Origin of the sequence: Microbacterium proteolyticum, assembly GCF_030818075.1 — a bacterium.
Lineage (GTDB): Bacteria > Actinomycetota > Actinomycetes > Actinomycetales > Microbacteriaceae > Microbacterium > Microbacterium proteolyticum_A.
In genome coordinates this window covers 2,680,098-2,702,883 of record NZ_JAUSZZ010000001.1, presented here as the reverse complement: position 1 = coordinate 2,702,883, position 22,786 = coordinate 2,680,098, and the positions used below count along the sequence as shown (strand labels likewise).

Here is a 22,786-nt window from a genome sequence, read left to right as displayed (position 1 = left end):
GCGGCATCCATGCCCCGCTCGCATAAGCGTCGCCCCGATCCGAACCGCGGCGACGACTCGCTCGACCGGCTGATCGCGGGCTGGAAGCGCACCGAGGTCCGGCGCGGAACGGAATGGACCGTGCAGCCCCTCTCCGCCCCGCAGGCCCAGAAGGACTACGTCTGCCCGGGCTGCGGCCGCACGGTCGCCGCCGGTACCGCCCATCTCGTCGTCTGGCGGGCCGACGGAGTCCTCGGCGATGCCGCCGACCTCGCGGCGCGCCGCCATTGGCACACCCACTGCTGGAGGATCGCCTGATGGAGATTCGTGGACCCGTTCTGCTCCCCGCCCGTCGGGAGGGACATCGCTCTGACCACCGTCGACGAGCTCACCCTCGTCGGCGAGCTGGCGCTGCCGGTCGATCGCGACCCGGTTGCGACCCTCGTGACTCTGCATCCGCTGCCGACCGCGGGCGGGTTCATGGACTCCCACATCCTTCGCAAGGCAGCCGGCCGCCTCCCCGCTCTCGCCGACATCGCCGTGCTGCGGTTCAACACCCGCGGCACGACCTCCCCCCGTGGGACGAGCGAGGGCGCGTTCGACGGGGGAGCGAGTGAAGTCTTCGACGTGGCCGCCGCGGTCGACTTCGTGCGCGAGCGAGGCCTGCCCCGGCCGTGGCTCGTGGGGTGGTCGTTCGGCACCGAGCTGGCGCTGAAGTACGGCCGCGATCACGACATCGAGGGCGTCATCCTGCTCTCCCCGCCCCTGCACCGTGCGACCGCCGACGAGGTGGCCGCGTGGGCCGGGGACGACCGCCGGGTCGTGATCCTCGTGCCCGAATTCGACGACTACCTCCGACCCGACGAGGCGCGCGAGCGTTTCGCCTCGATCCCGCATGCCACGCTCATCGCGGTCGAGGGCGGCAAGCACCTGTGGGTGGGGGAGACGCAGACCCGTCGGGTTCTGACCGAGATCGTGGCGGCGGCCAACCCCGACGCGCTGCCGCTTCCCACGGACTGGGACGGCGAGGTCGCCGGCTGATCAGCGTTCGTTCTGCCGCGGGATGATGACCTCGCGGTAGATGATGAGGATGCTGGCCGCGACCGGGATGGCGATGAGCGCGCCGAGAAGATTCAGCAGCGCGCCGCCGGCGAGAGCCGAGATCACGACGACCGACCCGGGCACCGAGACCGCGCGGTTCATGATGCGCGGTGAGATCACGTAGGCCTCGATCTGCATGTAGACGAGGTAGTAGATGAGGGCGATCAACGCGATCGTGGGCGAACCCAGGCCCGGGATGAGGCACAGCAGCACGATGATCGTCGACCCGGTCAGCGTGCCGACCAGGGGGATGAGCGAGAAGAAGAACGCGATCACCGCGAGCACCGCCGGGAAGGGCGCATCGATGATCGTCAGGAAGATCGCGCTCAGGATGCCGTTGATCACGCCCAGGCTCACCTGGCCCATGACGTAGTAGCCGACCGAGTCGGTGATCTTCTCGGCGAGCTCGATGAAGCGGGCGCGCTTGGAGGCGGGCACGAGCTGATACACGGCCGACTTCAACGAGGGGGTGGATGCCGTGAAATAGATCGTCAGGATGAGCACGATGAACGCGCCACCGAGGCCAGTGGCCACGGCGCCGCCGATGGTGAGGATGCTGTTGCCCACCATCGTGGAGATCGAGCCCACATCGAGGGTGGAGATCCACTGCTGCACGCCCGCCCAGACGTCATCCAATCGGAGCCAGGGAAGCGTCTGCGACGCCCAGTTCTGCACCTGCCGGACGACCTCGTTCCAGCGGTCGGGTTGCAGCAGTTGCTCCACCTGCACGACCAGCTGCGTGATCTGGCCGACGATGATCGGGACGACCATCACGATGATGCCCGCGAAGATCCCGAGGACGCCGAGGATCGTGATCAGCACCGCCGCCCAGCGCGGCAGGCCGCGCTTGTCGAGGAACGACACCACGGGGTCGAGGCCGAGGGAGAGGAAGAGCGCCGTTCCGACGTACAGGAGGATCGTCGAGAGGTTCTCGACGCTGCCGATGAGGAGGAGGCCGACACCGACGCCGAGCGTGGCCAGCAGCGCGACACGGAAAGGGTTGTGGATCTTCATGCCGACAGGACTCCCGCGCCTCAGTCGGGCGTTCGTGCCCGTGACGCCAGAATACTGACGCCGGGGCCTCGGCCGCGCGCGACGAGCCCTCGCCGAGAACTTTCAGCCGCCCTCGGATAGTCTGAAACGTCGATTCTTCGGTGGCGCTCGAGCCGCCGGTGGGGATGGTGTGAAGCGTGAGATTCGTCTGGGCTGTGGTGGCATTCGTCATCGCCGCCGTCATGATCGGTGCCGGTATCGCCCAGAGGACGGTGTTCCACGGGCCGTCCGAAACGTCGGCGACGGTGCAGACCGACGGGACGACCGCCTACACCCTGGTCGACGGCGCGCTGCTCACGAGCGTGCCGGGCGCTCAGACCCTCCGCGTCGAGGGCGACGGAGCGGTCTTCGCCGCGTATGCGCGCACCGCCGACGCGCAGGCCTGGCTGGCGGACGTGCCGTACACCGCGGTCACCGTCGACGGCGAGGGCGTCGTACAGACGACCGCGGTCCAACCCACCGTGACCGCGTCCAGCGCGGCCGCCGCGGGCCGCAGTCCGGTCGACTCCGATCTGTGGCTGGACGAGTACGAGCAGACGGGGACGCTGTCCGCCACGCTGCAGTTGCCCCGCGAGATGAGCGTGCTCGTCGCATCCGACGGCACGGCGCCCGCCCCGGCGAACATCAGCGTGACGTGGCCGATCGACGACTCCACACCGTGGGCCGGACCTCTCATCGTCGGCGGCGGGATTGTGCTGCTCGCCGGTCTCGTGCTCTACCTTCTCGGCATCCGTCACGTCCGCCGCTCCCGCCGGCCGCGCCGCAAGGGGCTGCCGCTGCCGGTGACCGAGCCGATCTCGACCGTCGACGGCGAGGGTTCCGCCCGAGGCGTGATCAGCGAGAGTCCCGGTCGTGGCGCCTCGCGCGGTCGCTCCCGGGGCGGACGCCGGGCACTCGTGGCGGTTCCTGCCCTCGGGATGTCGGTGGCGCTGCTGGCCGGCTGTTCCGCGGACGCCTGGCCCCGCGTCGCGGCCCCCGAGTCGCCCAGCCCCAGCCCGACCGTGATCGTGCCGGAAGGCCAGTTCCCTCCCGCCGTCACCGAGTCGCAGGCGCAGCGGATCGTCTCGCGGGTGTCGTCGACGGTGGCGGAGGCCGACGCCGCCCTCGACGCTTCGGCGGCCGCGGCGCGTCTGTCGGGTCCGGCGCTGGCCGAGCGCGAGACCAGCTACAAGCTCCGTGCGGCGATCACCGACCGCCCCGCGCTGCCGGCGATCCCTGCGGAGCCCGTGCAGATCGTGCTCCCGCAGACCACGGGGACGTGGCCGCGCACTCTCATGACCGTCGTCGAGTCCGCGGATGCCGCGACGCCGACCACGACGATCATGATGATGACCCAGCAGACGCCGTGGGATGCGTACAAAGCGTCCTACGTCGGCAACCTCGAAGCCTCGACGAACCTGCCCGAGCTCGCCGCGCCGTACGTCGGCGCGACCCAGGTGCCGCCGGACTCCAACTTCCTCGTGCTGGCCCCCGAAGACGTCGCGGCGGCCTACGCCGACATCATCAACAACGGGCAGAACAGCGCATCGTACGCGACGTTCGACACGGCCAACGACCTGCTGCTCGCGGCGATCCAGGACAACAAGACCAAGCGCACCGATGAGCTGAACCAGACGGGCGCGGGCACCGCCGAGATCAGCTTCTCAGCCTCTGCCGGACCGGCCGCCCCCATCGCCCTCGCCACCCTCGACACCGGAGCGATCGTCGCGGTGAACGTCTACGAGAGCGACACGGCCAAGCCGACGAACCCCGACGCCGTCATCAAGCTCGACAACAACCCCGCCGTGAAGGCCCTGACCGGTGTCGACCAGTCGGCGACAGGCTTCACGACCACCTACTCCGACCAGGTGTTCTTCTACGTGCCCAGCCAGGGTTCGGACGACCAGATCCGCCTGCTCGGCTACCGATCCAGCCTCCTCGAAGCGAAGGTGTCCCCGTGAGCACTCCCGCCCCTGGTTCCGTCCTGCGCGGTGCCGTCGATCTGTCCTCGCTGCGCAATCGCCCGCAGACTCCCGCGCCCGCGCCCGCGTCCGCGGACGCGACGACCGCCGGCGCCACCCCGCTCGTGTTCGATGTGACGGATGCCACCTTCGGCGAGGTCCTGGAACTCTCCCGCACCGTGCCCGTCGTCATCGACCTGTGGGCGGAGTGGTGCGAACCGTGCAAGCAGCTGAGCCCGGTGCTCGAGAAGGTGGTGACCGAACTCGGCGGCCGTCTCGTGCTCGCCAAGGTGGACGTCGACGCGAACCCGCAGCTCGCGCAGGGCTTCCGCGCCCAGTCGATCCCGATGGTGCTCGCGCTCGTGGCCGGACAGCCCGTTCCCCTGTTCACCGGAGCCGTACCCGAGCAGCAGGTGCGCGACGTCTTCGCTCAGCTCCTTCAGCTCGCCGCCCAGCATGGCGTGACGGGGACCGTGCCGGTCGATGGCGCGTCCGACGCGGGTGCCCCCGCTGACGAGCCGCTCCCTCCGCTGCACGCCGAAGCGTTCGCCGCGATCGAAGAAGGCGACTACGCCCGAGCCATCGCGGCGTACGAGAAGGCCCTCGCGGAGAATCCGCGCGATGCCGACGCGCGCGCCGGTCTCGGTCAGGTGCGCCTCCTCGACCGTGTGCAGGGCGCAGATCTGCAGGCGGCACGTGCCGCGGCCGCGGCTTCTCCCACGGGAATCGACGAGCAGTTCCTCGTCGCCGACCTCGACGTCGTCGGCGGACACGTCGACGATGCGTTCGGGCGCCTCCTCGAGGTGTTCGCCGCGCTGCCCGCCGATGAGCGCGCGCCGGTGCGCGAGCGGCTGCTCGAGCTGTTCGGACTGGTCGGCGACGACGACCCCCGCGTCACCCGCGCCCGGACCCGCCTGGCATCCCTGCTCTTCTGAGCGGCGGGCGGCCGGCGCCGGCTTCGGACTGACGACCGCGCCGCACCGCGCGGTGCGGGTCGGCTTCGCGTCTCGTCCGCCCGCGTGACCACCTGCGCCACACACGACGGCCCCGTCCGCAGACGGGGCCGTCGGTGTTCACGCGTCGTCAGGCGCCGGGGCGGTGATGCAGCCAGAGCACGCCCAGGGGCGGAAGGGTCAGCGTCGCGTTGCCGCGGGCGTCGGTGGTGACGGCACCGAGGTTTCCCTGGCCCGAGCCGCCGAAGACCTCCGCGTCGCTGTTCAGCACCTCGGTCCAGGTCCCCGCCTCGGGGAGGTCGAGGGGGAAATCACTCAGGGGAACGCCCGAGAAGTTGCAGACGACGGCGATGGTGTTGCCGTGGTGGTCGCGGCGGGCGAAGGCGAGGACGTTCGGATTCCACGCGGGAGCGCCCAGGCGCGAGAAGGCCGCCCCGTCGTGGTCGCGTGACCACAGCGCCGCCTGGTCCTTGTACACGCGGTTGAGCTCGGCGACGAAGTCGTGCAGCTGCCGGTGAGCGGGCTGGTCGAGCATCCACCAGTCGAGGCTGCGGGACTCCGACCACTCCGACATCTGACCGAATTCCTGGCCCATGAACAGCAGCTGCTTGCCGGGGTGACCCCACATGTAGGCGAGGAAGGCGCGCATGTTCGCCAGCTTCTGCCAGTGATCGCCCGGCATCCGGCCGAACAGGCTGCCCTTGCCGTGAACGACCTCGTCGTGGCTGATCGGCAGCACGAAGTTCTCGCTGAAGGAGTACACGAACGAGAACGACAGCTCGCCTTCATGGTGCGACCGGTACATGGGGTCGCGCGCGATGTACTGGAGCGAGTCGTTCATCCAGCCCATGTTCCACTTGAACCCGAAACCCAGGCCGGCGTGCGACGTCGGCGCCGTGACGCCCGGGAAGCTGGTGGATTCCTCGGCGATGAGCGCGATGCCGGGGTAGCGCTTGTACGAGGTCGCGTTGACCTCCTGGAGGAATCGGATCGCTTCGAGGTTCTCGCGACCGCCGTACTGGTTGGGAGCCCATTCTCCGTCGTTCCGGGAGTAGTCGAGATAGAGCATGGATGCCACGGCATCCACGCGCAGACCGTCGACGTGGAACTCCTCGAACCAGTACAGCGCGTTGGCGACGAGGAAGTTGCGCACCTCGCTCCGGCCGTAGTCGAAGATGAGCGTGCCCCAGTCCTTGTGCTCGCCCCGGCGGGGATCGGGGTGCTCATACAGTGCTTCACCGTCGAAGCGGGCGAGGGCGAACTCGTCTTTCGGGAAGTGGCCCGGAACCCAGTCCATGATCACGCCGATACCGGCCTGGTGCAGGCGGTCGATCAGGTAGCGCAGATCGTCGGGGTTGCCGAAGCGACTGGTCGGCGCGTAATAGCCCGACACCTGGTAGCCCCACGACCCGCCGAACGGGTGCTCGGCCAGGGGGAGGAACTCCACGTGTGTGAAACCCTGCGCGCCGACGTACTCGATGATCTGGTCCGCGGCATCCCGATACGACAGGCCCTGCTTCCACGAACCGAGGTGCAGCTCGTAGACCGACATCGGCCGATCGATCGGCGCCGTGGAGGAGCGGTGCGCGATCCAGGCGTCGTCCGACCAGGTGTATTCCGATTCCGTGACCACGGATGCCGTGGCCGGGGGAGTTTCGGCGAGGCGGGCCATCGGGTCGGCCTTCTCGATCCACTGGCCGCTGCGCGTGAGGATCTCGAACTTGTAACGGGCGCCCGTGCCGATCCCCGGAACGAAGAGTTCCCACACGCCGCTGCCGCCCATCGAGCGCATCGCGCTCCCGGCGCCGTCCCAGCCGTTGAAGTCGCCGATCACGCGCACAGCGCGGGCGTTCGGGGCCCAGACGGTGAAGGCCACTCCCCGTGATCCGTCGAGCTCGCGCACGTGGGCGCCGAGAACGCGCCACAGCTCCTCGTGGCGACCCTCCGAGACGAGGTGCAGGTCGAGCTCGCCGATCGAGGGGGAGTGCCGATAGCCGTCGTCTGCGACGTGTTCGGCGCCGTCGTAGCGCGCTCGCACGGTGTACATGCCCGGGTAGTCCGCCACGGCGGCTTCCCAGATGCCGCCACGAAGGTGCTCGAGGGGCACGCTCCGGCCATCGGCGAGCTCGGCGACCACCTCGCGGGCGAGGGGCCGGCGGGACCGGATCACCCAGCCCTCGCCGGTGTGGTGGACCCCCAGGACGCTGTGCGGGTCGTGGTGGGCGCCGTGGGCCACGGCATCCAGGATCTCGGGGGCCAGCGGGGTCATCGGTTCTCCTTGACGTGAAGGATGTGCACCGGCTCGCTGAACGCGTCGAGGCGCACGAAGTTGTGGTCGGCCCAGGTCCACACCTGGCCCGTCACGAGGTCTTCGACGTCGTACCACGCGCCCGGCTCGACGCCGAACACGCTCGTGTCGAGGTGGACGGTGGTCTCGCGGGCCGAGTGCGGGTCGACGTTCGCCACGACGATGATCGTGTCGGCGACGCCGGTGGGCGACAGCGCGGCCGGCAGGTGTTTGGAATAGACGAGGGTGGCGTCGTCGTCGCTCCAGTGCACGGCGAGGTTGCGCAGTTGACGCAGCGCCGGGTGTGCCCGACGAGCGGCGTTGAGCATGCGCAGGTACGGCGCCAGGGAGTGGCCGGCGGCTTCGGCTCCGGCCCAGTCGCGGAACTTGTACTCGTACTTCTCGTTGTCGATGTTCTCTTCCGACCCCGGACGCGCCACGTTCTCGATCAGCTCGTATCCGGCGTAGACACCGTACGTGGGGGCGGCGGTCGCGGCGATGGCGGCGCGGATCTTGTACGCCGGCCGTCCGCCGTACTGGAGGTACTCGGTGAGGATGTCGGGGGTGTTGACGAACAGGTTCGGGCGTAGGAAGTCGGCGGTCTCGTGCGCCAGACCGCTGAGAAACTCCTCGAGCTCCTCCTTCGTGTTGCGCCAGGTGAAGTACGTGTAGCTCTGCTGGAACCCGGCCATCGCCAGTCCCTGGAGGGGAGCCGGCCGGGTGAAGGCTTCGGCCAGGAAGACCGCGTCGGGCTCTTCGGCGCTGACGGTCGCGATGAGCCACTCCCAGAACTGCAGGGGCTTGGTGTGCGGATTGTCGACACGGAAGATGGTCACGCCCTGAGCGATCCAGTGCCGCACGATCCGCAGGACCTCGGCGCGGATGCCGTCGGGATCGTTGTCGAAATTGACGGGGTAGATGTCCTGGTACTTCTTCGGCGGATTCTCGGCGAATGCGATCGAGCCGTCGGGCAGGGTGGTGAACCACTCCGGGTGTTCGGCGACCCAGGGGTGATCGGGGGACGCCTGCAACGCCAGATCGAGGGCGACCTCGATGCCGTTCTCCCGAGCGGCCGCGACGAAGGCCCGGAAGTCGTCGAGCGTTCCGAGATCGGGGTGGACCGTGTCGTGGCCGCCTGCCGCGCCACCGATGGCCCACGGCGAGCCGGGGTCGCCGGGCTGGGTGACCAGGGTGTTGTTCGGTCCCTTGCGGTTGGTCTCGCCGATGGGGTGGATGGGCGGCAGGTAGAGCACGTCGAAACCCATCCCGGCGACGCCCGGCAGGCGGTCGATCGCGGTGCGGAACGTGCCGCTGATGACGGTTCCGTCCTCCGCGCGCGTGGCGCCCTCGGACCGGGGGAAGAATTCGTACCAGGCGCCGACGCCGGCGCGTTCGCGCTCGACGAGCACCTCGGCATCCCGGCCCACCGACACCAGACTCATGAGCGGCCGCGCCTCGAAAAGGGCGGCGATGGCGGGGTCGCGCACGATCGAGAGGGCGACATCGTCGGAGACCTCGGCGTCGCGCAGGGCGCGGGCGGCTTCGTACAAGGCGTCTTTGTCGGCGCCGGGGCGCTTCTTCTCGCCGCGCGCACGATCGAAGAGCTGGGCTCCCATCTCGCGCATCAGTGCCGTGTCGACGCCCGCCGCGATCTTGAGCTCGGCGGCGTGCTCCCACGTGGCGAAGTCGTCGGCGAAGGCCTCGAAGCGGAAGCGCCACACGCCCTGCTCGAGGGGCGCGATGAGGGTGGACCAGCGGTCGAAGCCGTCGTTGAGGGGGCTGAGGCGATGCAGCGACTCATCGCCGGAGGGGGAGAACAGGCGCACCTGCACACCGATCCGGTCGTGACCCTCGCGGAAGGCGGTCACCGTGAACGGCACGGCCTCGCCCACGTAGGCCGAGGGACGGAAGGCACCGCCCGGGACGCTCGGGTGCGGCAGAGCCATCGGGATGCGCGGTGTGACAACGCGTCGCGAACCGAGCGTCGGTTTGACCGGACGCACCGGGATCGAGGCGGCGCTGCGCCAAGGCAGCTCGGGCGAGGGTGTCGTCGTGGTGGCCACGATCCGAACCTACCGCGGGCCGCCGACGTTGCCGCATCGTTTCCTTCGGCCTTGACAGCGCGGACCGATCAGTCGACGCGGAACAGCCTCATCGACGCGCCCGCGAGCGCGACGACATCCCCGGGTTCGAACGTCGTGCACGTCGGGGACGGCGTCTCGTCGGCGCTCGACCACAGCTCGACGAACACGGCATCCTCGATGTCGGGGAGCACGATGTCGGTGGGGGCCTCCGTGCCGTGGATGACCAGCAGCACCCGGTTGGGCTCCTCGTGCTCGGGGGTCGAGGTCGCCAGATACTGCAGGGTGCGGTGAGCGGGGTCGTTCCAGCGTTCGCTCGACATGGTCCGGCCGTTCTCGTCGAACCAGTCCATGACGGACGCCGAGGGGATGCGCTCCCCGAGCCGGGCGAACTTCTTCGGGCGCAGGGCGGGATTCTCGCGCCGCACCTGGAGCAGCCGCTGGGTATGGGCGAACAGGTCGCGCTGCCAGGGCGCGAGGTCCCACGACAGCCAGGTGAGGGCGGAGTCGTGACAGTAGGCGTTGTTGTTCCCTCGCTGGGTGCGGCCCATCTCGTCGCCGGCGGTGATCATCGGCACTCCCGCGGACAGCAGCAGCGTGCCCATGAGGTTGCGCATCGCCTTGCGGCGGGTGGCCAGCACCCGTTCCTCGTCGGTCGGTCCCTCGGCACCGTGGTTGAACGAGCGGTTGGTGTCGGCGCCGTCGCGGTTCTGCTCTCCGTTGCCGAGATTGTGCTTGACGTCGTAGGAGACGAGGTCGTTCAGCGTGAACCCGTCGTGGGCCGTGACGAAGTTGACGCTCGCGAGCGGTCCGCGCTCCTCGCTGAAGGTGTTCGAGGAACCCGCGAGGCGCGTGGCCAACCCGCCGATGCCCACGGGCGCGGTGTCGGCACGTCGGGCGTAGTCGATGTCGCTCAGCCAGAAGTTGCGCACGCGGTCGCGGTAGCGGTCGTTCCACTCGATCCAGCCGTCACCGAAGTTGCCGGTCTGCCAGCCGCCCATGCCGACGTCCCAGGGTTCGGCGATGAGCTTCGTCCCCGCCAGTGCGTCGTCGTCGCGGATGGCCGTGAGGAGGGGATGGTCGGGGGTGAAGGAGTGACGTTCGTCGCGTCCGAGCGTGACGGCGAGATCGAAGCGGAACCCGTCGACCTGCACCTCGTTGGTCCAGTAGCGCAGCGAGTCGAGCACGAGGCGGGCCGCGGCATCCGTCGACGTGTTCACTGCGTTGCCGCACCCCGTCTCATCGATGTAGACGCCCTCGGCCGTCTGACGGTAGTAGGCGCGATTGTCGATACCGCGGAAGCTCGACCGGGGACCGCCGATGCCCTCTTCGGCCGTGTGGTTGTAGACGACGTCGAGGACGACCTCGAGCCCGGCCTCGTGCAGGAGCTTGACCATGCCCTTGAACTCCCGCAGCACCGCCTCCGGCCCCGCGGCGCGATTGGCGGCCGTCGCGTACGGCGCGTGCGGGGTGAAGAAGTTGAGAGAGTTGTAGCCCCAGTAGTTGGTCAGACCGAGGTGCAGCAGTCGCGGTTCGGTGGCGAAGGCATGCACCGGCAGCAGTTCGACGGTGGTGACCCCGAGTGAGAGCAGGTGCTCGATCATGGCCGGGTGCGCGAGGCCCGCGTACGTGCCGTGCAGGGCCGGCGGCACGAACGGATGCCGCTTGGTCAGGCCCTTCACGTGACCCTCGTAGATCACGGTGCGATCCATCGGCACGCGCGGCTTGGTCGAACCGCCCCAATCGAAGGAGCCGTCGACGACGACCGAGCGCCAATCGCCGAAGCTCCCGGAGACGAGACCGCGCGAGTACGGCTCGATGAGGAGTGACTGCGGATTGAAGGTGTGCCCGGCACCATGGGGGCCGCCGACGCGGATCGCGTAGCACGCGCCGGGACGCAGGAGGGGAGTGGTCACCTCGAACACGCCGCCGCCGACCGGGACGAGGGGAATCGTGTCGGTGGCCCAGTCGAGGTCGACGTCGTCGAAGATGAGCAGCTGCATCGCATCGGCGGAGCCGGACCAGACGCGGAGCGTCCCGCCCTCGGGGCCCAGGCGCACGCCCAGGTCGTCGAGCGCGGGGCTCAGCAGGGCGGGGCGGGCTGCGACGGCAGTCTCGGGGCGGACCATGCGTCTTAGGGTAGTGAAGACGGCGGACAGTGGAAGACGGGGGCACAGGGTGCAGGTCTACCTCGATCACGCAGCAACGACGCCTCTGCGCGCAGAAGCGCGCGACGCCTGGCTGTCGGCGCATGAGGTGCTGGGCAATCCCTCGTCGATCCACGGGGCCGGTCAGTCGGCCCGCCGGCTGCTCGAGGATGCCCGGGAACAGTTGGCCGAGGTGCTCGGGTGCCAGGCCATCGAGATCGTCTTCACCTCCGGCGGCACGGAGGCCGCCAACCTCGCGCTGAAGGGCCTGTGGTGGTCGCGACCGGAGGGGACGGATGCCGTGGTGCTCCCCGACGGCGAACATCACGCCACCCTCGACGTGGTGGGGTGGCTCGCCGCGGCGGAGCGGGCGACCGTTCGCACGGTGCCCCTCGACGACCTCGGCCGCATCGATCTCGACGCCTTCTCCTCCGCCCTGCCCAGAGCGGCCGTCGCGACGGCGCTGGTGGCCAACAACGAGGTGGGGACGCTTCAGGATGCCGCGGCCCTGGCCGCTGCGGCATCCGGTGCCGGCGTGCCCCTGCACCTGGATGCCGTCTCGGCGCTCGGACAGGTCGCCGTGGACTTCTCCGCGTGGCGGGGTCCGGGAAGGGACCCCGGGGGCCTGGCCGCGATGTCGGTGTCGGCGCACAAGGTCGGAGGTCCCGTGGGAGTCGGGGCGGCGGTCGTCTCGCGGCACGCGCGCGTGACGCCGCTCGTCCACGGGGGCGGCCAGCAGCGTGGTCTGCGGGCCGGCACGCAGGACGTCGCGGGTGCTGCGGCGTTCGCCGCTGCGGCACGCGCGGCCGAGGCGGAGCGCGTCGCCGAAACCGCGCGGGTGAGCGCGCTGCGCGATCGCCTGATCGACGGCATCCGTTCCTCGGTGCCCGCAGCGCGCCTGCTCGGCGACCCCGTCGAACGTCTCCCCGGCAACGCGCACGTGCTGTTCCCGGATGCCGCGGGCGAGACCCTGCTGTTCCTGCTCGACATGACGGGCATCGCCGTCTCCACCGGATCCGCATGCCAGGCCGGGGTCGCCGAGCCGTCGCACGTCGTCCTCGCGCTCGGCCTCGACGACCGCGCGGCCCGCTCGGTTCTCCGGTTCACCCTCGGCTGGACCTCGACCGCGGCGGATGTCGACGCCGTGCTGGCGCGCCTCCCCGAGGCGTACGCCCGGGCCGTGGCATCCGGTGCCCGTTCAGCGACACGTTCGTAGACTGGAGCGATGCGAGTTCTGGCGGCGATGAGCGGTGGCGTCGACTCCGCGGTGGCGGCGGCCCGCGCCGTCGAGGCGGGGCACGACGTCGTCGGCGTGCATCTGGCGCTCTCGCGCGCCGGCGGGACGTTACGCGCGGGCAGCCGCGGGTGCTGCACCATCGAGGATGCGATGGATGCGCGCCGCGCGGCCGACAAGCTCGGAATGCCCTTCTATGTGTGGGACTTCTCGGAGCGGTTCCGCGACGACGTGATCGACGACTTCGTCGCCGAGTACCGCGCCGGGCGCACCCCGAACCCGTGCATGCGGTGCAACGAGAAGATCAAGTTCGCCGCTCTCCTGGAGAGGGCTCTCGAACTCGGTTTCGACGCGGTCTGCACCGGTCATTACGCCACCCTGGTCGACACGCCCGACGGGCGCGAACTGCACCGCGCCTCCGACAACGCCAAGGACCAGTCGTACGTGCTGGGCGTCCTCACCCAGGAGCAGCTCGCGCACACCTACTTCCCCCTCGGCGCGACGCCGTCGAAGGCGCTGGTGCGCGCCGAAGCCGAGTCGCGGGGTCTGTCGGTCGCGCAGAAGCCGGACAGCCACGACATCTGCTTCATCCCCGACGGCGACACCCGGGGATGGCTGGCCGGCAAGGTGGGTGCCGAACGCGGCGACATTCTCGACCGCGCGGGAGCGGTGATCGGGTCGCACGAGGGGGCGCACGCCTTCACGGTGGGACAACGGCGCGGGCTGCAGCTCGGTGTGCCGGCAGCCGACGGCAAGCCCCGCTTCGTCCTGGAGGTGCGACCCGTCAGCAACACCGTCGTGGTCGGACCGAAAGAGGCGCTCGCCTGCGCCGAGATCGCCGGGGAGCGCTTCACCTGGGCCGGTCGTGCGCCGTCGGAGGCGGAGTTCGGCTGCGACGTGCAGATCCGTGCACACGCCGAGCCGGTGCCGGCACGCGCGTCGTTGCGCGACGGCGTCCTGACCGTGCGGCCCGATGTGCCCTTCGACGGCGTCGCACCCGGCCAGACGGCCGTGCTCTACGACGGCACGCGCGTGATCGGCCAGTTCACGATCGACCGGACCGTGTCGGCCGTGCCGGTCGAGGCCTGAGCGGGTCTCGAACGGGCGAACCCCACGCCGGAGCCTGGCCGCGCCACCCGCTGCGCTGCCCGTGGGTCGGCGCGGTAGGCGCCCGGCATCCGGTCCGTTCGTCACGGACGATCTCCTCGTCGTTCCGCCTTCGCCGTGCGGGGGCAAGGGTCTCCGGCGATGTCGGAGGCCCTCTTTAAGCTGGAGCGGTGACCGAGCACGACCAGCTTCCCGACCTCTCCCTCGACGACGCGCGCGTCGAGGCGGCCGATCTCACGCAGCGCATCGTCGACGCGCGCGAGGCCTACTACGGGCGGGATGCCGAGCTCGTCGACGATGCGACGTACGACGGGTGGATGCACCGGCTCGAAGCGCTCGAACGTCTCTTCCCCGAGCTCCAGGGGCAGGACAGCCCGACGCTGTCGGTCGGTGCCGCCGAGGTGACAGACCTCGCCACCATCGAGCATGCCGAGCGCATGCTCAGCCTCGACAACGTCTTCTCGCCCGACGAGCTGCGCGACTGGGCCGTCAAGACCGAGGCCGCGTCCGGGAGGAAGGTGCACTGGCTCAGCGAGCTGAAGATCGACGGGTTGGCGATCAGCCTGCGATACGAGAACGGCGTCCTCACCTCCGCCGCCACCCGCGGTGACGGCCGGGTCGGCGAGATTGTCACCGAGAACGCACTGCGCGTGGCGGGCGTGCCGCGCGAGCTGTCGGGCGAGGGGCACCCGGCCCTCGTCGAGGTGCGCGGCGAGGTGTTCATCCCGGTCGCGGCGTTCGAGAAGCTGAACCGGCTGCAGGGGGAGTACCGCGATCGCGCGGTTGCCGAGGCGCGCGAGCGCGCGGCGGGTCGCCGGGGCGGACGCGCGTTCGACGAAGACAAGGCCGAGATCGCCGCCGCGCGGCGGTTCCCGGCGTTCGCCAACCCGCGCAATGCCGCCAGCGGCGGGCTGCGACAGCAGATCGAGAAGAAGTCGGGTCTCGAACTCGAGGCCGGGCTCGCGCGCATCGCCTCCCTTGCTCTGTACGTGCACGGGATCGGCGCCTGGCCCGATCCGCCCGTCGCAGCGCAGAGCGAGATCTACGACCTCTTGTCGTCGTGGGGCCTGCCGACATCGCCCTACAGCCGGGTGGAGTCGACGATCGACGGGGTCCTGGCCTTCGTCGCGCACCACGGCGAGCACCGCCACGACGTCGAGCACGAGATCGACGGCGTCGTCGTCAAAGTCGACGAACTCGCGCTGCACGACGAACTCGGCGCGACCAGCCGAGCGCCGCGCTGGGCGATCGCCTACAAGTACCCGCCCGAGCAGGTCAACACGAAGCTCCTCGACATCGTCGTCTCGGTCGGACGCACCGGCCGTGCGACGCCGTTCGCGGTGATGGAACCGGCGAAGGTCGCAGGCAGTGTCGTGCGTCAGGCGACGCTCCACAATCAAGACGTCGTGAAGGTCAAGGGCGTGCTCATCGGCGACACGGTCGTCCTGCGCAAAGCCGGCGACGTCATCCCCGAGGTGCTCGGCCCGGTGGTGGAGCTCCGAGACGGCACGGAGCGCGCGTTCGTCATGCCCGCCGACTGTCCCGAGTGCGGGACCCCGCTCCGCCCGGCCAAGGAGGGCGACATCGATCTGCGCTGTCCGAACGCGCGGTCCTGCCCGGCGCAGGTGCGCGGCCGGGTCGAGCACATCGGCTCCCGTGGCGCGCTCGACATCGAAGCGCTGGGCGAAGTGACGGCGGCGGCTCTGACGCAGCCGGAGGTGCCCGAGCGGCCGCCTCTCGACACCGAGGCGGGGTTGTTCGATCTCACCATCGAGGAGCTGGTGCCGATCGAGGTCGTCGTCCGCGACTCCGAGACGGGTGAGCGAAAGGTCGATCCCGACACGGGCGAGCTCGTGCGACGCGCTCCTTTCCAGAAGCTCGGGCCCGCGTCGTACCCGCCCGGCAGTGAAGACCTCGATCCCGCCGAGCGGCGGCGCCGCGGCATCCGGAAGGATCACCGCGAGGTGCGCCCGTCGGAGCAGGCGACGAAACTGGTCGCCGAGCTCGAGAAGGCCAAGACCAAGGATCTCTGGCGTCTGCTCGTCTCGCTCAACATCCGTCACGTGGGACCCGTCGCCGCACGCGCACTCGCACAGTGGTTCGGTTCGCTCGATGCCATCCGCTCCGCCTCACGCGACGAGCTCGCGGCGGTCGAGGGCGTGGGCGGCATCATCGCCGACGCCGTGACCGACTGGTTCGAAGTCGACTGGCATCGCGAGATCGTCGAGCGCTGGCAGGCGGCGGGGGTGCGGTTCGCCATCCCGGGCCACCCGGGGCCCGGAGCCGCCGCCGCAGCCGGTGGTGTGCTCGCTGGTCTCACGGTCGTCGCGACCGGTTCGCTGGAGGGCTACACGCGCGAGGGTGCGCAGGAGGCCATCATCGCCGCGGGTGGCAAGGCGGCCTCGAGCGTGTCCAAGAAGACCGATTTCGTCGCGGCGGGCCCGGGAGCCGGCTCGAAGCTCGCCAAGGCCGAAGAGCTGGGTCTGCGGATCCTGGATGCCGCGCAGTTCCGCATCCTCGTCGAGCAGGGGCCGGAGGCCCTCGCCGCTGCGGTGAGCGGCGGGACCGGTGACAACGCCGAACGCACCGGAACGGACTGACCTCGACGCGACCGCGGTGTGCCTGGCCGACGCCGCCCGGCAGGCGGCCGGTGCCGCGCCGCGGCGGGACGACGAAGTGCCCGCTCAGCGCCTCGCGCCGAGCCGACGCTCGCTGCCCCGCAGAGCGGCAGGCGCTCGACGGCACGAGGGTGGGGCGTCTTCCGCCCCACACCAGACCGATGCTCGCTCTCCGGCAGGCAACGCAGAGCGGCAGGTGCTCGACTGCACCAGAGCGGGTTGTTTTCCGCCCCACACCAGACCGACGCGCGCTTGCCGGCGGGGAGCGCAGAGCGGTAGATGCCCGACGACGAGAGGAGGGGCGGGGCTTTCCGCCTCGCCCCTCCTCGCTCTCAGCCCTCGCAGGCTGTTCCGGCCTCGGTGAAACTCTGCTGAAGGGCCATGACCTGCGTGCCGAGCTCGCCGGCCCTTCCCGGATCGGCCGCCACGGCCTCGAGGAACGCGGCGTACTCGTCGAGCTGGGCGCTGGCCTTCTGCGCGGCGGGCGCGATGTCCGCGTGAGTGATCTGCGCGAAGTCGCCCTGCACCTTGTCGGTGAGCTCCTTGAATTTCGCCAGATTGCCCTGCGGGTCCGTGGGGTCCATCGCCTGGCTGGTCGACACGACGTCGCTGAAGGAGGCGATGATGACCTGGCAGGCGTCGGCCTTCGACTGCCCCGTCTCGGTCTCGGGGGAGGCGGGCGTCGACGCAGCCGACGTCGCTGCGATGGACTCCGCGGGCTCGACCTCCGTCGACGTCGTGTCGCCGCCGGAACACCCCGCGAGCAGCAGCAGGGTCGAGGCGGCGATGAGCGCGAACGGCGCGCGTGTGATGATCATGAGTTCCCCCAGGTCTGGTCGAGGCGCAGGGCGCCCGGTCACCTCACCGTACCGAGACGGCCGGATCGTCCGGGGGTGCCCTGCCGACTCCGCTTCACTCGGACAGCAACCGGTCGCGCACCTGACGCCGCAGCACCTTTCCGATGAGCGAGCGTGGGAGATCATCGACCACCACGAGATGCTTCGGCACTTTGTACGGCGTCAGGATGCCGCGCGAGTACGCCCGCACAGCCTCGGCATCGAACGTGTCGGGGTCGGTCGGCACGACCGCCGCCACGACCTCCTCACCCGAGTGCTCACTGGGCAGGCCGACGACAGCCACGTCGACGACGGACGGATGCTGGCGCAGCACGCTCTCGACTTCGGTGGGAGCGACATTGAAGCCGCCGGTGATGATGAGTTCTTTGATGCGGTCGACGATGCGCACGAAGCCGGCGTCGTCGATCGTGACGATGTCACCGGTGCGGAACCAGTCGTCCACGAAGACGGCCGCCGTCTCCTCCGGCTTGCCGTAGTACCCGCGGAACACCTGCGGGCCCCGGACGAGCAACTCGCCGCGTTCCACGTCTTTCACCGGGTCATCAGGGTCGACGACGCGGCATTCCGTACCCGGGAGCGGCAGACCGACCGTTCCGGCGACGCGGTTGTCGGCCACCGGGTTCGCCATCAGGACCGGAGAGCATTCGCTCAGGCCGTACCCCTCGACGAGGTAGCCGCCCGTGGCCTCCTCGAACGGCACGACGAGATCATGGGGCAGAGCCATGGCGCCGGAGATGGCCACCCGGGTGCCCGCCAGCGACACGCCCTTCTCCTGCGCGGCCGTCAGCAGACGGTCGGCGATGGGCGGAACGAGCGGCAGGAAGGTCGCGGGGTGCTTCTTCGTCACCGCGAGCACGAGGTCGGGGTCGAACTTGGGGAAGAGCACCAGGCGCGCGCCCATCGACATCGCGAACGTCAGACACAGCGTGAGGCCGTACGCATGGAACATCGGCAGCACCGCATACACCACGCACCCCTCGCCGCGGACGATCTGGGGGACCCACGCCCGCGCTTGGGCCGCGTTGGCGAGAAGGTTGGCGTGCGTGAGCATCGCACCCTTGGGAGTGCCCGTCGTCCCGCTCGTGTACTGGATGATGGCGAGGTCTCCCGCCGCCGGCCGAGGGTGCGACGGCGCGAGGGGCGGGTGACGGACGATGTCGATCCAGGCGGTCGCGCCTCTCGTCTTGGCGTGCAGCGCCGCCCGGGACTCCCGCGCCTTCGCCACCGGAAGACGGAGCGCGAGTCGCGTCGCCCATGGCATCGCCGTGGTGACGTCGACGGATACGAGGGTGTCGACGCGGAGGTCGGCGGGGAACTCCTGCACGCTCGCCACGACCTTGCTCCAGACGATCGCGTGCTTCGCTCCGTGGTCTTCGAACTGCTTTCGCAGCTCTCGCGGGGTGTAGAGCGGATTGTGCTCGACGACCACGGCCCCGAGCCGGAGCACCGCGTAGAAGGCCACGATGTGCTGGGGGCAGTTGGGCAGCACGATCGCGACGGGATCGCCCGCCCGCACCCCGTGCGCCTGCAGGAAAGCGGCCGCGCGCGCGATCTGGCCGGACAGTTCGGTATACGTCGTCTCGCGTCCGAAGAACTGCAGGGCCGGGGCGTTCGGGTAGTCGCGCACGGAGGCGTCGACGATGTCGATGAGCGAACCGCTCTGCGGTGGCAGGTCATCGGGCACCCCCGCGGCGTAGCTCGAGGTCCAGGGTCGCGGCGGATCGAAGCTCGTCACCCGGCCAGCCTACGGCGTGGAGTTCTGGCACCGGAGGGCTTGTCCACAGCCCTCCGCACGCTCGTGCACCCCCGTCCCGTCCGAGGCGTCCACGACGCGCGAACTAGAATCGGATGGTGTCTGAAATCACTCCCGATCTCGTGCGCCATCTCGGTGTGCTCGCCCGGATCCAGTTGAGCGACGAGGAGGTCCAGAGCCTCACCGGCCAGTTGGATGCCATCGTCGACAACATCGCGAAGGTGTCCGAGGTGGCGACCCCCGACGTCGTGGCCACGAGCCACCCGATCCCGCTCGAGAACGTCTTCCGTCCCGATGTCGTGCAGCCGCAACTCACCCGAGAGCAGGTGCTGCAGAACGCACCCGATCAGGCCGACGGCCGATTCCGCGTGACCGCGATCCTGGGGGAGGAACAGTGACCGATCTCACCCGCCTGAGCGCCGCCGACCTCGCCGCCGCGCTGGCGAAGAACGAGGTGTCGAGCGTCGAGGCGACGCAGGCGCACCTCGACCGCATCGCCGCCGTCGACGGTGACGTGCACGCCTTCCTCCACGTCAGCGACCACGCCCTCGAGGCCGCCGCCGACATCGACCGCCGTCGTGCGGCCGGTGAGCAGCTGCACGAACTCGCCGGCGTCCCGCTCGCGGTGAAGGACGTGCTCGTCACCACCGACATGCCCTCCACCAGCGGATCGAAGATCCTCGAGGGGTACATGTCGCCCTACGACGCCACGGTCGTCGCGCGCTCGCGCGCCGCGGGACTGGTGCCGCTCGGCAAGACGAACATGGACGAGTTCGCCATGGGCTCCTCCACCGAGTTCTCGGCGTACGGCCCCACGCGCAATCCCTGGGATCTGGACCGCATCCCCGGCGGCTCGGGCGGCGGTTCGGCCGCCGCCGTGGCGGCGTTCGAAGCGCCGCTGGCTCTCGGCTCCGACACCGGCGGGTCGATCCGGCAGCCCGCGCACGTCACGGGCACGGTCGGCGTCAAGCCCACCTACGGCGGGGTGAGTCGCTACGGCGCGATCGCCCTGGCGTCCAGCCTGGATCAGGTCGGCCCGGTCACCCGCACCGTGCTCGACGCGGGGCTGCTGCACGACGTCATCGGCGGCCACGACGTCAACGACTCGACATCGCTGACCGACGCCTGGCCGTCGTTCGCCGCCGCTGCCCGCGAGGGCGCGACCGGTCGCGTGCTGAAGGGCCTGAAGGTGGGCGTCGTGCGCGAGCTCGACGGCACCGGCTTCCAGTCGGGCGTCACCGCCTCGTTCCGCGCGGCTCTCGCCGCCATGGAGGAGCAGGGCGCGGAGATCGTCGAGATCAGCGCCCCGCACTTCGAGTACGGCGTCGCCGCCTACTACCTCATCCTCCCCGCCGAGGCGTCGAGCAACCTGGCGAAGTTCGACTCGGTGCGCTTCGGCCTCCGTGTGACGCCGCAGGGCACCCCCACGGTCGAGAACGTCATGGCGACCACGCGCGACGCCGGGTTCGGCCCCGAGGTCAAGCGCCGCATCATCCTGGGAACCTACGCCCTGTCGGCCGGGTACTACGACGCGTACTACGGCAGCGCGCAGAAGGTCCGCACGCTCATCCAGCAGGACTTCGACGCCGCGTTCGCGCAGGTCGACGTCATCGCGACCCCCTCGGCGCCCACCACGGCGTTCCGCCTGGGGGAGAAGATCGACGACCCGCTGCAGATGTACCTCAACGACATCACCACGATCCCCGCGAACCTCGCCGGTGTCCCGGGCATCTCGATCCCGAGCGGTCTCGCGGACGAAGACGGCCTGCCCGTCGGCATCCAGTTCCTCGCCCCCGCCCGTGAAGACGCGCGTCTGTACCGCGTCGGCGCGGCCCTGGAGGCCGTGCTCGTCGACCAGTGGGGCGGCCCCCTGCTCGACAAGGCCCCCTCTCTCACGAACGGAGCGTCGCTCTGATGGCGAAAGACGCACTCATGGACTTCGACGAGGCGCTCGAGATGTTCGAGCCGGTCCTCGGTTTCGAGGTGCACGTCGAGCTGAACACCGCGACGAAGATGTTCTCCTCCGCGCCCAACCCCGCCAACGACGCGAACCACGGCGCCGAGCCGAACACGCTCGTTGCCCCGGTCGACATGGGTCTGCCCGGCGCGCTCCCGGTTGTGAACGCCGAGGCGATCCGCTCGTCGATCAGCCTGGGCCTCGCCCTCGGCTGCTCGATCGCGGCATCCAGCAGGTTCGCACGGAAGAACTACTTCTACCCCGACCTGGGCAAGAACTATCAGATCTCGCAGTATGACGAGCCGATCGCCTTCGAGGGCTCGGTCGAGGTCGAACTCGCCGACGGGACGATCGTCACGGTCCCCATCGAGCGCGCGCACATGGAAGAGGATGCCGGCAAGCTCACCCACATGGGCGGCTCCACGGGCCGCATCCAGGGCGCGGAGTACTCGCTGGTCGACTACAACCGTGCGGGCGTGCCCCTGGTCGAGATCGTCACCAAGCCGATCTTCGGCGCGGAGCACTCGGCTCCCGATCTGGCCAAGGCCTACGTCGCCACGATCCGCGACATCGTCCGGGCCCTCGGCATCTCCGAGGCGAAGCTCGAGCGCGGCAACCTGCGCTGCGACGCGAACGTGTCGTTGCGCCCGCGCGGCCAGGAGAAGCTCGGCACCCGCACCGAGACGAAGAACGTCAACTCGATGCGCTCGGTCGAGCGCGCCGTGCGGTACGAGATCCAGCGGCAGGCGGCGATCCTCGCGAAGGGTGGCACCATCACCCAGGAGACCCGTCACTGGCACGAGGACACCGGGCGCACCTCCCCGGGTCGCCCGAAGTCGGATGCCGACGACTACCGCTACTTCCCGGAGCCCGACCTGCTGCCGGTCGTCCCCGCGCCCGAGCTGATCGAGGAGCTGCGTGCGGCGCTTCCCGAGCAGCCTGCCGCTCGTCGCCGTCGTCTCAAGGCCGAGTGGGGCTTCACCGATCTGGAGTTCCAGGACGTCGCCAACGGCGGTCTGCTGGACGCCGTCGCCGAGACGATCGCCGCGGGCGCCGCTCCGGCCGCTGCTCGCAAGTGGTGGACGGGTGAGATCACCCGTGTGGCCAACGCCCAGGAGCGCGACGCCGAAGACCTCGTGTCTCCGCAGAACGTCGCGGCCCTGCAGCAGCTCGTCGACGCCGGAACCCTCACCGACAAGCTCGCGCGCCAGGTGCTCGAGGGTGTCATCGCCGGCGAGGGCACCCCGCAGGAGGTCGTCGACGCCCGCGGTCTCGCGGTCGTCTCCGACGACGGTGCGCTCATCGCCGCGATCGATACGGCCCTCGCCGCACAGCCCGACGTGCTCGCGAAGATCCGTGACGGCAAGGTGCAGGCCGCCGGAGCCGTGATCGGCGCCGTCATGAAGGCGATGAAGGGTCAGGCGGACGCCGCGCGCGTGCGAGAGCTCGTGCTGGAGCGCGCCGCCGCCCAGTAAGCGACACCGGATGCCACGACCTGGCCGCCTGCTGCGGCTCGGGTCGTGGCATCCGTCGTTCGTCCGCCGTATCCCGGGGCGATGCGTTCGGCTCGGGCGCGCGCGGAGTCCCTCCTGGTCTGCGCAACCTCAGTGATCTGCACAGTCCCGGTCGCCCAGGTGCGTCCACCTCCGAGATCGTGCAGATCGGTGTGCGTGCGTCTGCGCGAGCGGCATCCACCGGCCCGATGTCGGAGGTCGCTGG

15 protein-coding genes and 1 pseudogene are annotated in these 22,786 nt (G+C 70.1%); 10 read left to right on the top strand and 6 right to left on the bottom strand.

The window, feature by feature from the left end; translation table 11 throughout:
- The first annotated feature begins 9 nt into the window (after positions 1 to 9).
- A complete protein-coding gene (locus tag QE392_RS12540; protein WP_307452186.1) occupies positions 10 to 297 on the top strand; it encodes a hypothetical protein in 288 nt (95 codons plus the stop codon).
- A pseudogene (locus QE392_RS12535) lies at positions 297 to 1,020 on the top strand (alpha/beta hydrolase). The gene QE392_RS12540 and the pseudogene QE392_RS12535 overlap by 1 nt, the downstream one beginning before the upstream one ends.
- On the opposite strand, the gene QE392_RS12530 reads toward QE392_RS12535, so the two are convergent.
- Positions 1,021 to 2,094 carry an AI-2E family transporter gene (locus tag QE392_RS12530; RefSeq protein WP_307452184.1) on the bottom strand — a complete coding sequence of 358 codons (1,074 nt, stop codon included), beginning with the start codon at positions 2,092 to 2,094 and terminating at the stop codon, positions 1,021 to 1,023.
- 176 nt (positions 2,095 to 2,270) lie between these two features.
- On the opposite strand from QE392_RS12530, the gene QE392_RS12525 reads away from it, so the two are divergent.
- Together QE392_RS12525 and QE392_RS12520 are read left to right on the top strand one after the other, a co-directional pair.
- Positions 2,271 to 4,073 (top strand): glycosyl transferase, encoded by a 1,803-nt coding sequence (locus QE392_RS12525; protein WP_307452180.1) that lies wholly within the window; start codon positions 2,271 to 2,273, stop codon positions 4,071 to 4,073.
- A complete protein-coding gene (locus QE392_RS12520; RefSeq protein WP_307452178.1) occupies positions 4,070 to 5,008 on the top strand; it encodes a tetratricopeptide repeat protein in 939 nt (312 codons plus the stop codon). The genes QE392_RS12525 and QE392_RS12520 overlap by 4 nt, the downstream gene beginning before the upstream one ends.
- A gap of 148 nt (positions 5,009 to 5,156) precedes the next feature.
- Here the strand turns inward: QE392_RS12520 and glgB are convergent, their stop codons facing one another.
- The 3 genes from glgB to glgX form a co-directional block, all read right to left on the bottom strand.
- Positions 5,157 to 7,295, bottom strand: a complete 2,139-nt coding sequence (glgB, locus tag QE392_RS12515; protein ID WP_307452176.1) for a 1,4-alpha-glucan branching protein GlgB — start codon at positions 7,293 to 7,295, stop codon at positions 5,157 to 5,159.
- Positions 7,292 to 9,259, bottom strand: coding sequence for an alpha-1,4-glucan--maltose-1-phosphate maltosyltransferase (locus QE392_RS12510; RefSeq protein WP_307454139.1), 1,968 nt, complete (start codon positions 9,257 to 9,259; stop codon positions 7,292 to 7,294). Before QE392_RS12510 ends, glgB begins: the two co-directional genes overlap by 4 nt.
- A 185-nt stretch (positions 9,260 to 9,444) precedes the next feature.
- Positions 9,445 to 11,523: a glycogen debranching protein GlgX gene (gene glgX, locus QE392_RS12505; RefSeq protein WP_307452174.1), complete on the bottom strand. Its 2,079-nt coding sequence runs from the start codon at positions 11,521 to 11,523 to the stop codon at positions 9,445 to 9,447.
- 49 nt (positions 11,524 to 11,572) lie between these two features.
- On the opposite strand from glgX, the gene QE392_RS12500 reads away from it, so the two are divergent.
- The 3 genes from QE392_RS12500 to ligA all read left to right on the top strand — a co-directional run bounded on the left by QE392_RS12500 (position 11,573) and on the right by ligA (position 16,482).
- A complete protein-coding gene (locus QE392_RS12500; protein WP_307452172.1) occupies positions 11,573 to 12,757 on the top strand; it encodes a cysteine desulfurase family protein in 1,185 nt (394 codons plus the stop codon).
- Positions 12,758 to 12,766: 9 nt separating this feature from the next.
- The gene (mnmA, locus tag QE392_RS12495) at positions 12,767 to 13,864 is read left to right on the top strand and encodes a tRNA 2-thiouridine(34) synthase MnmA (RefSeq protein WP_307452169.1); all 1,098 of its coding nucleotides are present in this window, start codon (positions 12,767 to 12,769) and stop codon (positions 13,862 to 13,864) included.
- A gap of 188 nt (positions 13,865 to 14,052) precedes the next feature.
- Positions 14,053 to 16,482 (top strand): NAD-dependent DNA ligase LigA, encoded by a 2,430-nt coding sequence (ligA, locus tag QE392_RS12490; protein ID WP_307452166.1) that lies wholly within the window; start codon positions 14,053 to 14,055, stop codon positions 16,480 to 16,482.
- Positions 16,483 to 16,832: 350 nt separating this feature from the next.
- On the opposite strand, the gene QE392_RS12485 is transcribed toward ligA, so the two are convergent.
- Positions 16,833 to 17,318, bottom strand: a complete 486-nt coding sequence (locus QE392_RS12485) for a hypothetical protein (protein WP_307452164.1) — start codon at positions 17,316 to 17,318, stop codon at positions 16,833 to 16,835.
- Between the two features lie 94 nt (positions 17,319 to 17,412).
- The gene (locus QE392_RS12480) at positions 17,413 to 19,092 is read right to left on the bottom strand and encodes a long-chain-fatty-acid--CoA ligase (protein ID WP_307452163.1); all 1,680 of its coding nucleotides are present in this window, start codon (positions 19,090 to 19,092) and stop codon (positions 17,413 to 17,415) included.
- 116 nt (positions 19,093 to 19,208) lie between these two features.
- Here QE392_RS12480 and gatC point away from each other — a divergent pair, with 116 nt between their 5' ends.
- From gatC to gatB, 3 genes are read left to right on the top strand one after another with little or no spacing between them, the layout of a single operon-like run.
- Positions 19,209 to 19,508, top strand: coding sequence for an Asp-tRNA(Asn)/Glu-tRNA(Gln) amidotransferase subunit GatC (gene gatC, locus QE392_RS12475; RefSeq protein ID WP_055954207.1), 300 nt, complete (start codon positions 19,209 to 19,211; stop codon positions 19,506 to 19,508).
- Positions 19,505 to 21,025, top strand: a complete 1,521-nt coding sequence (gene gatA / locus QE392_RS12470) for an Asp-tRNA(Asn)/Glu-tRNA(Gln) amidotransferase subunit GatA (protein WP_307452160.1) — start codon at positions 19,505 to 19,507, stop codon at positions 21,023 to 21,025. Before gatC ends, gatA begins: the two co-directional genes overlap by 4 nt.
- Complete coding sequence (gatB, locus tag QE392_RS12465) at positions 21,025 to 22,542, top strand: Asp-tRNA(Asn)/Glu-tRNA(Gln) amidotransferase subunit GatB (protein WP_307452158.1); 1,518 nt, start codon at positions 21,025 to 21,027, stop codon at positions 22,540 to 22,542. The genes gatA and gatB overlap by 1 nt, the downstream gene beginning before the upstream one ends.
- Positions 22,543 to 22,786: the final 244 nt, after the last annotated feature.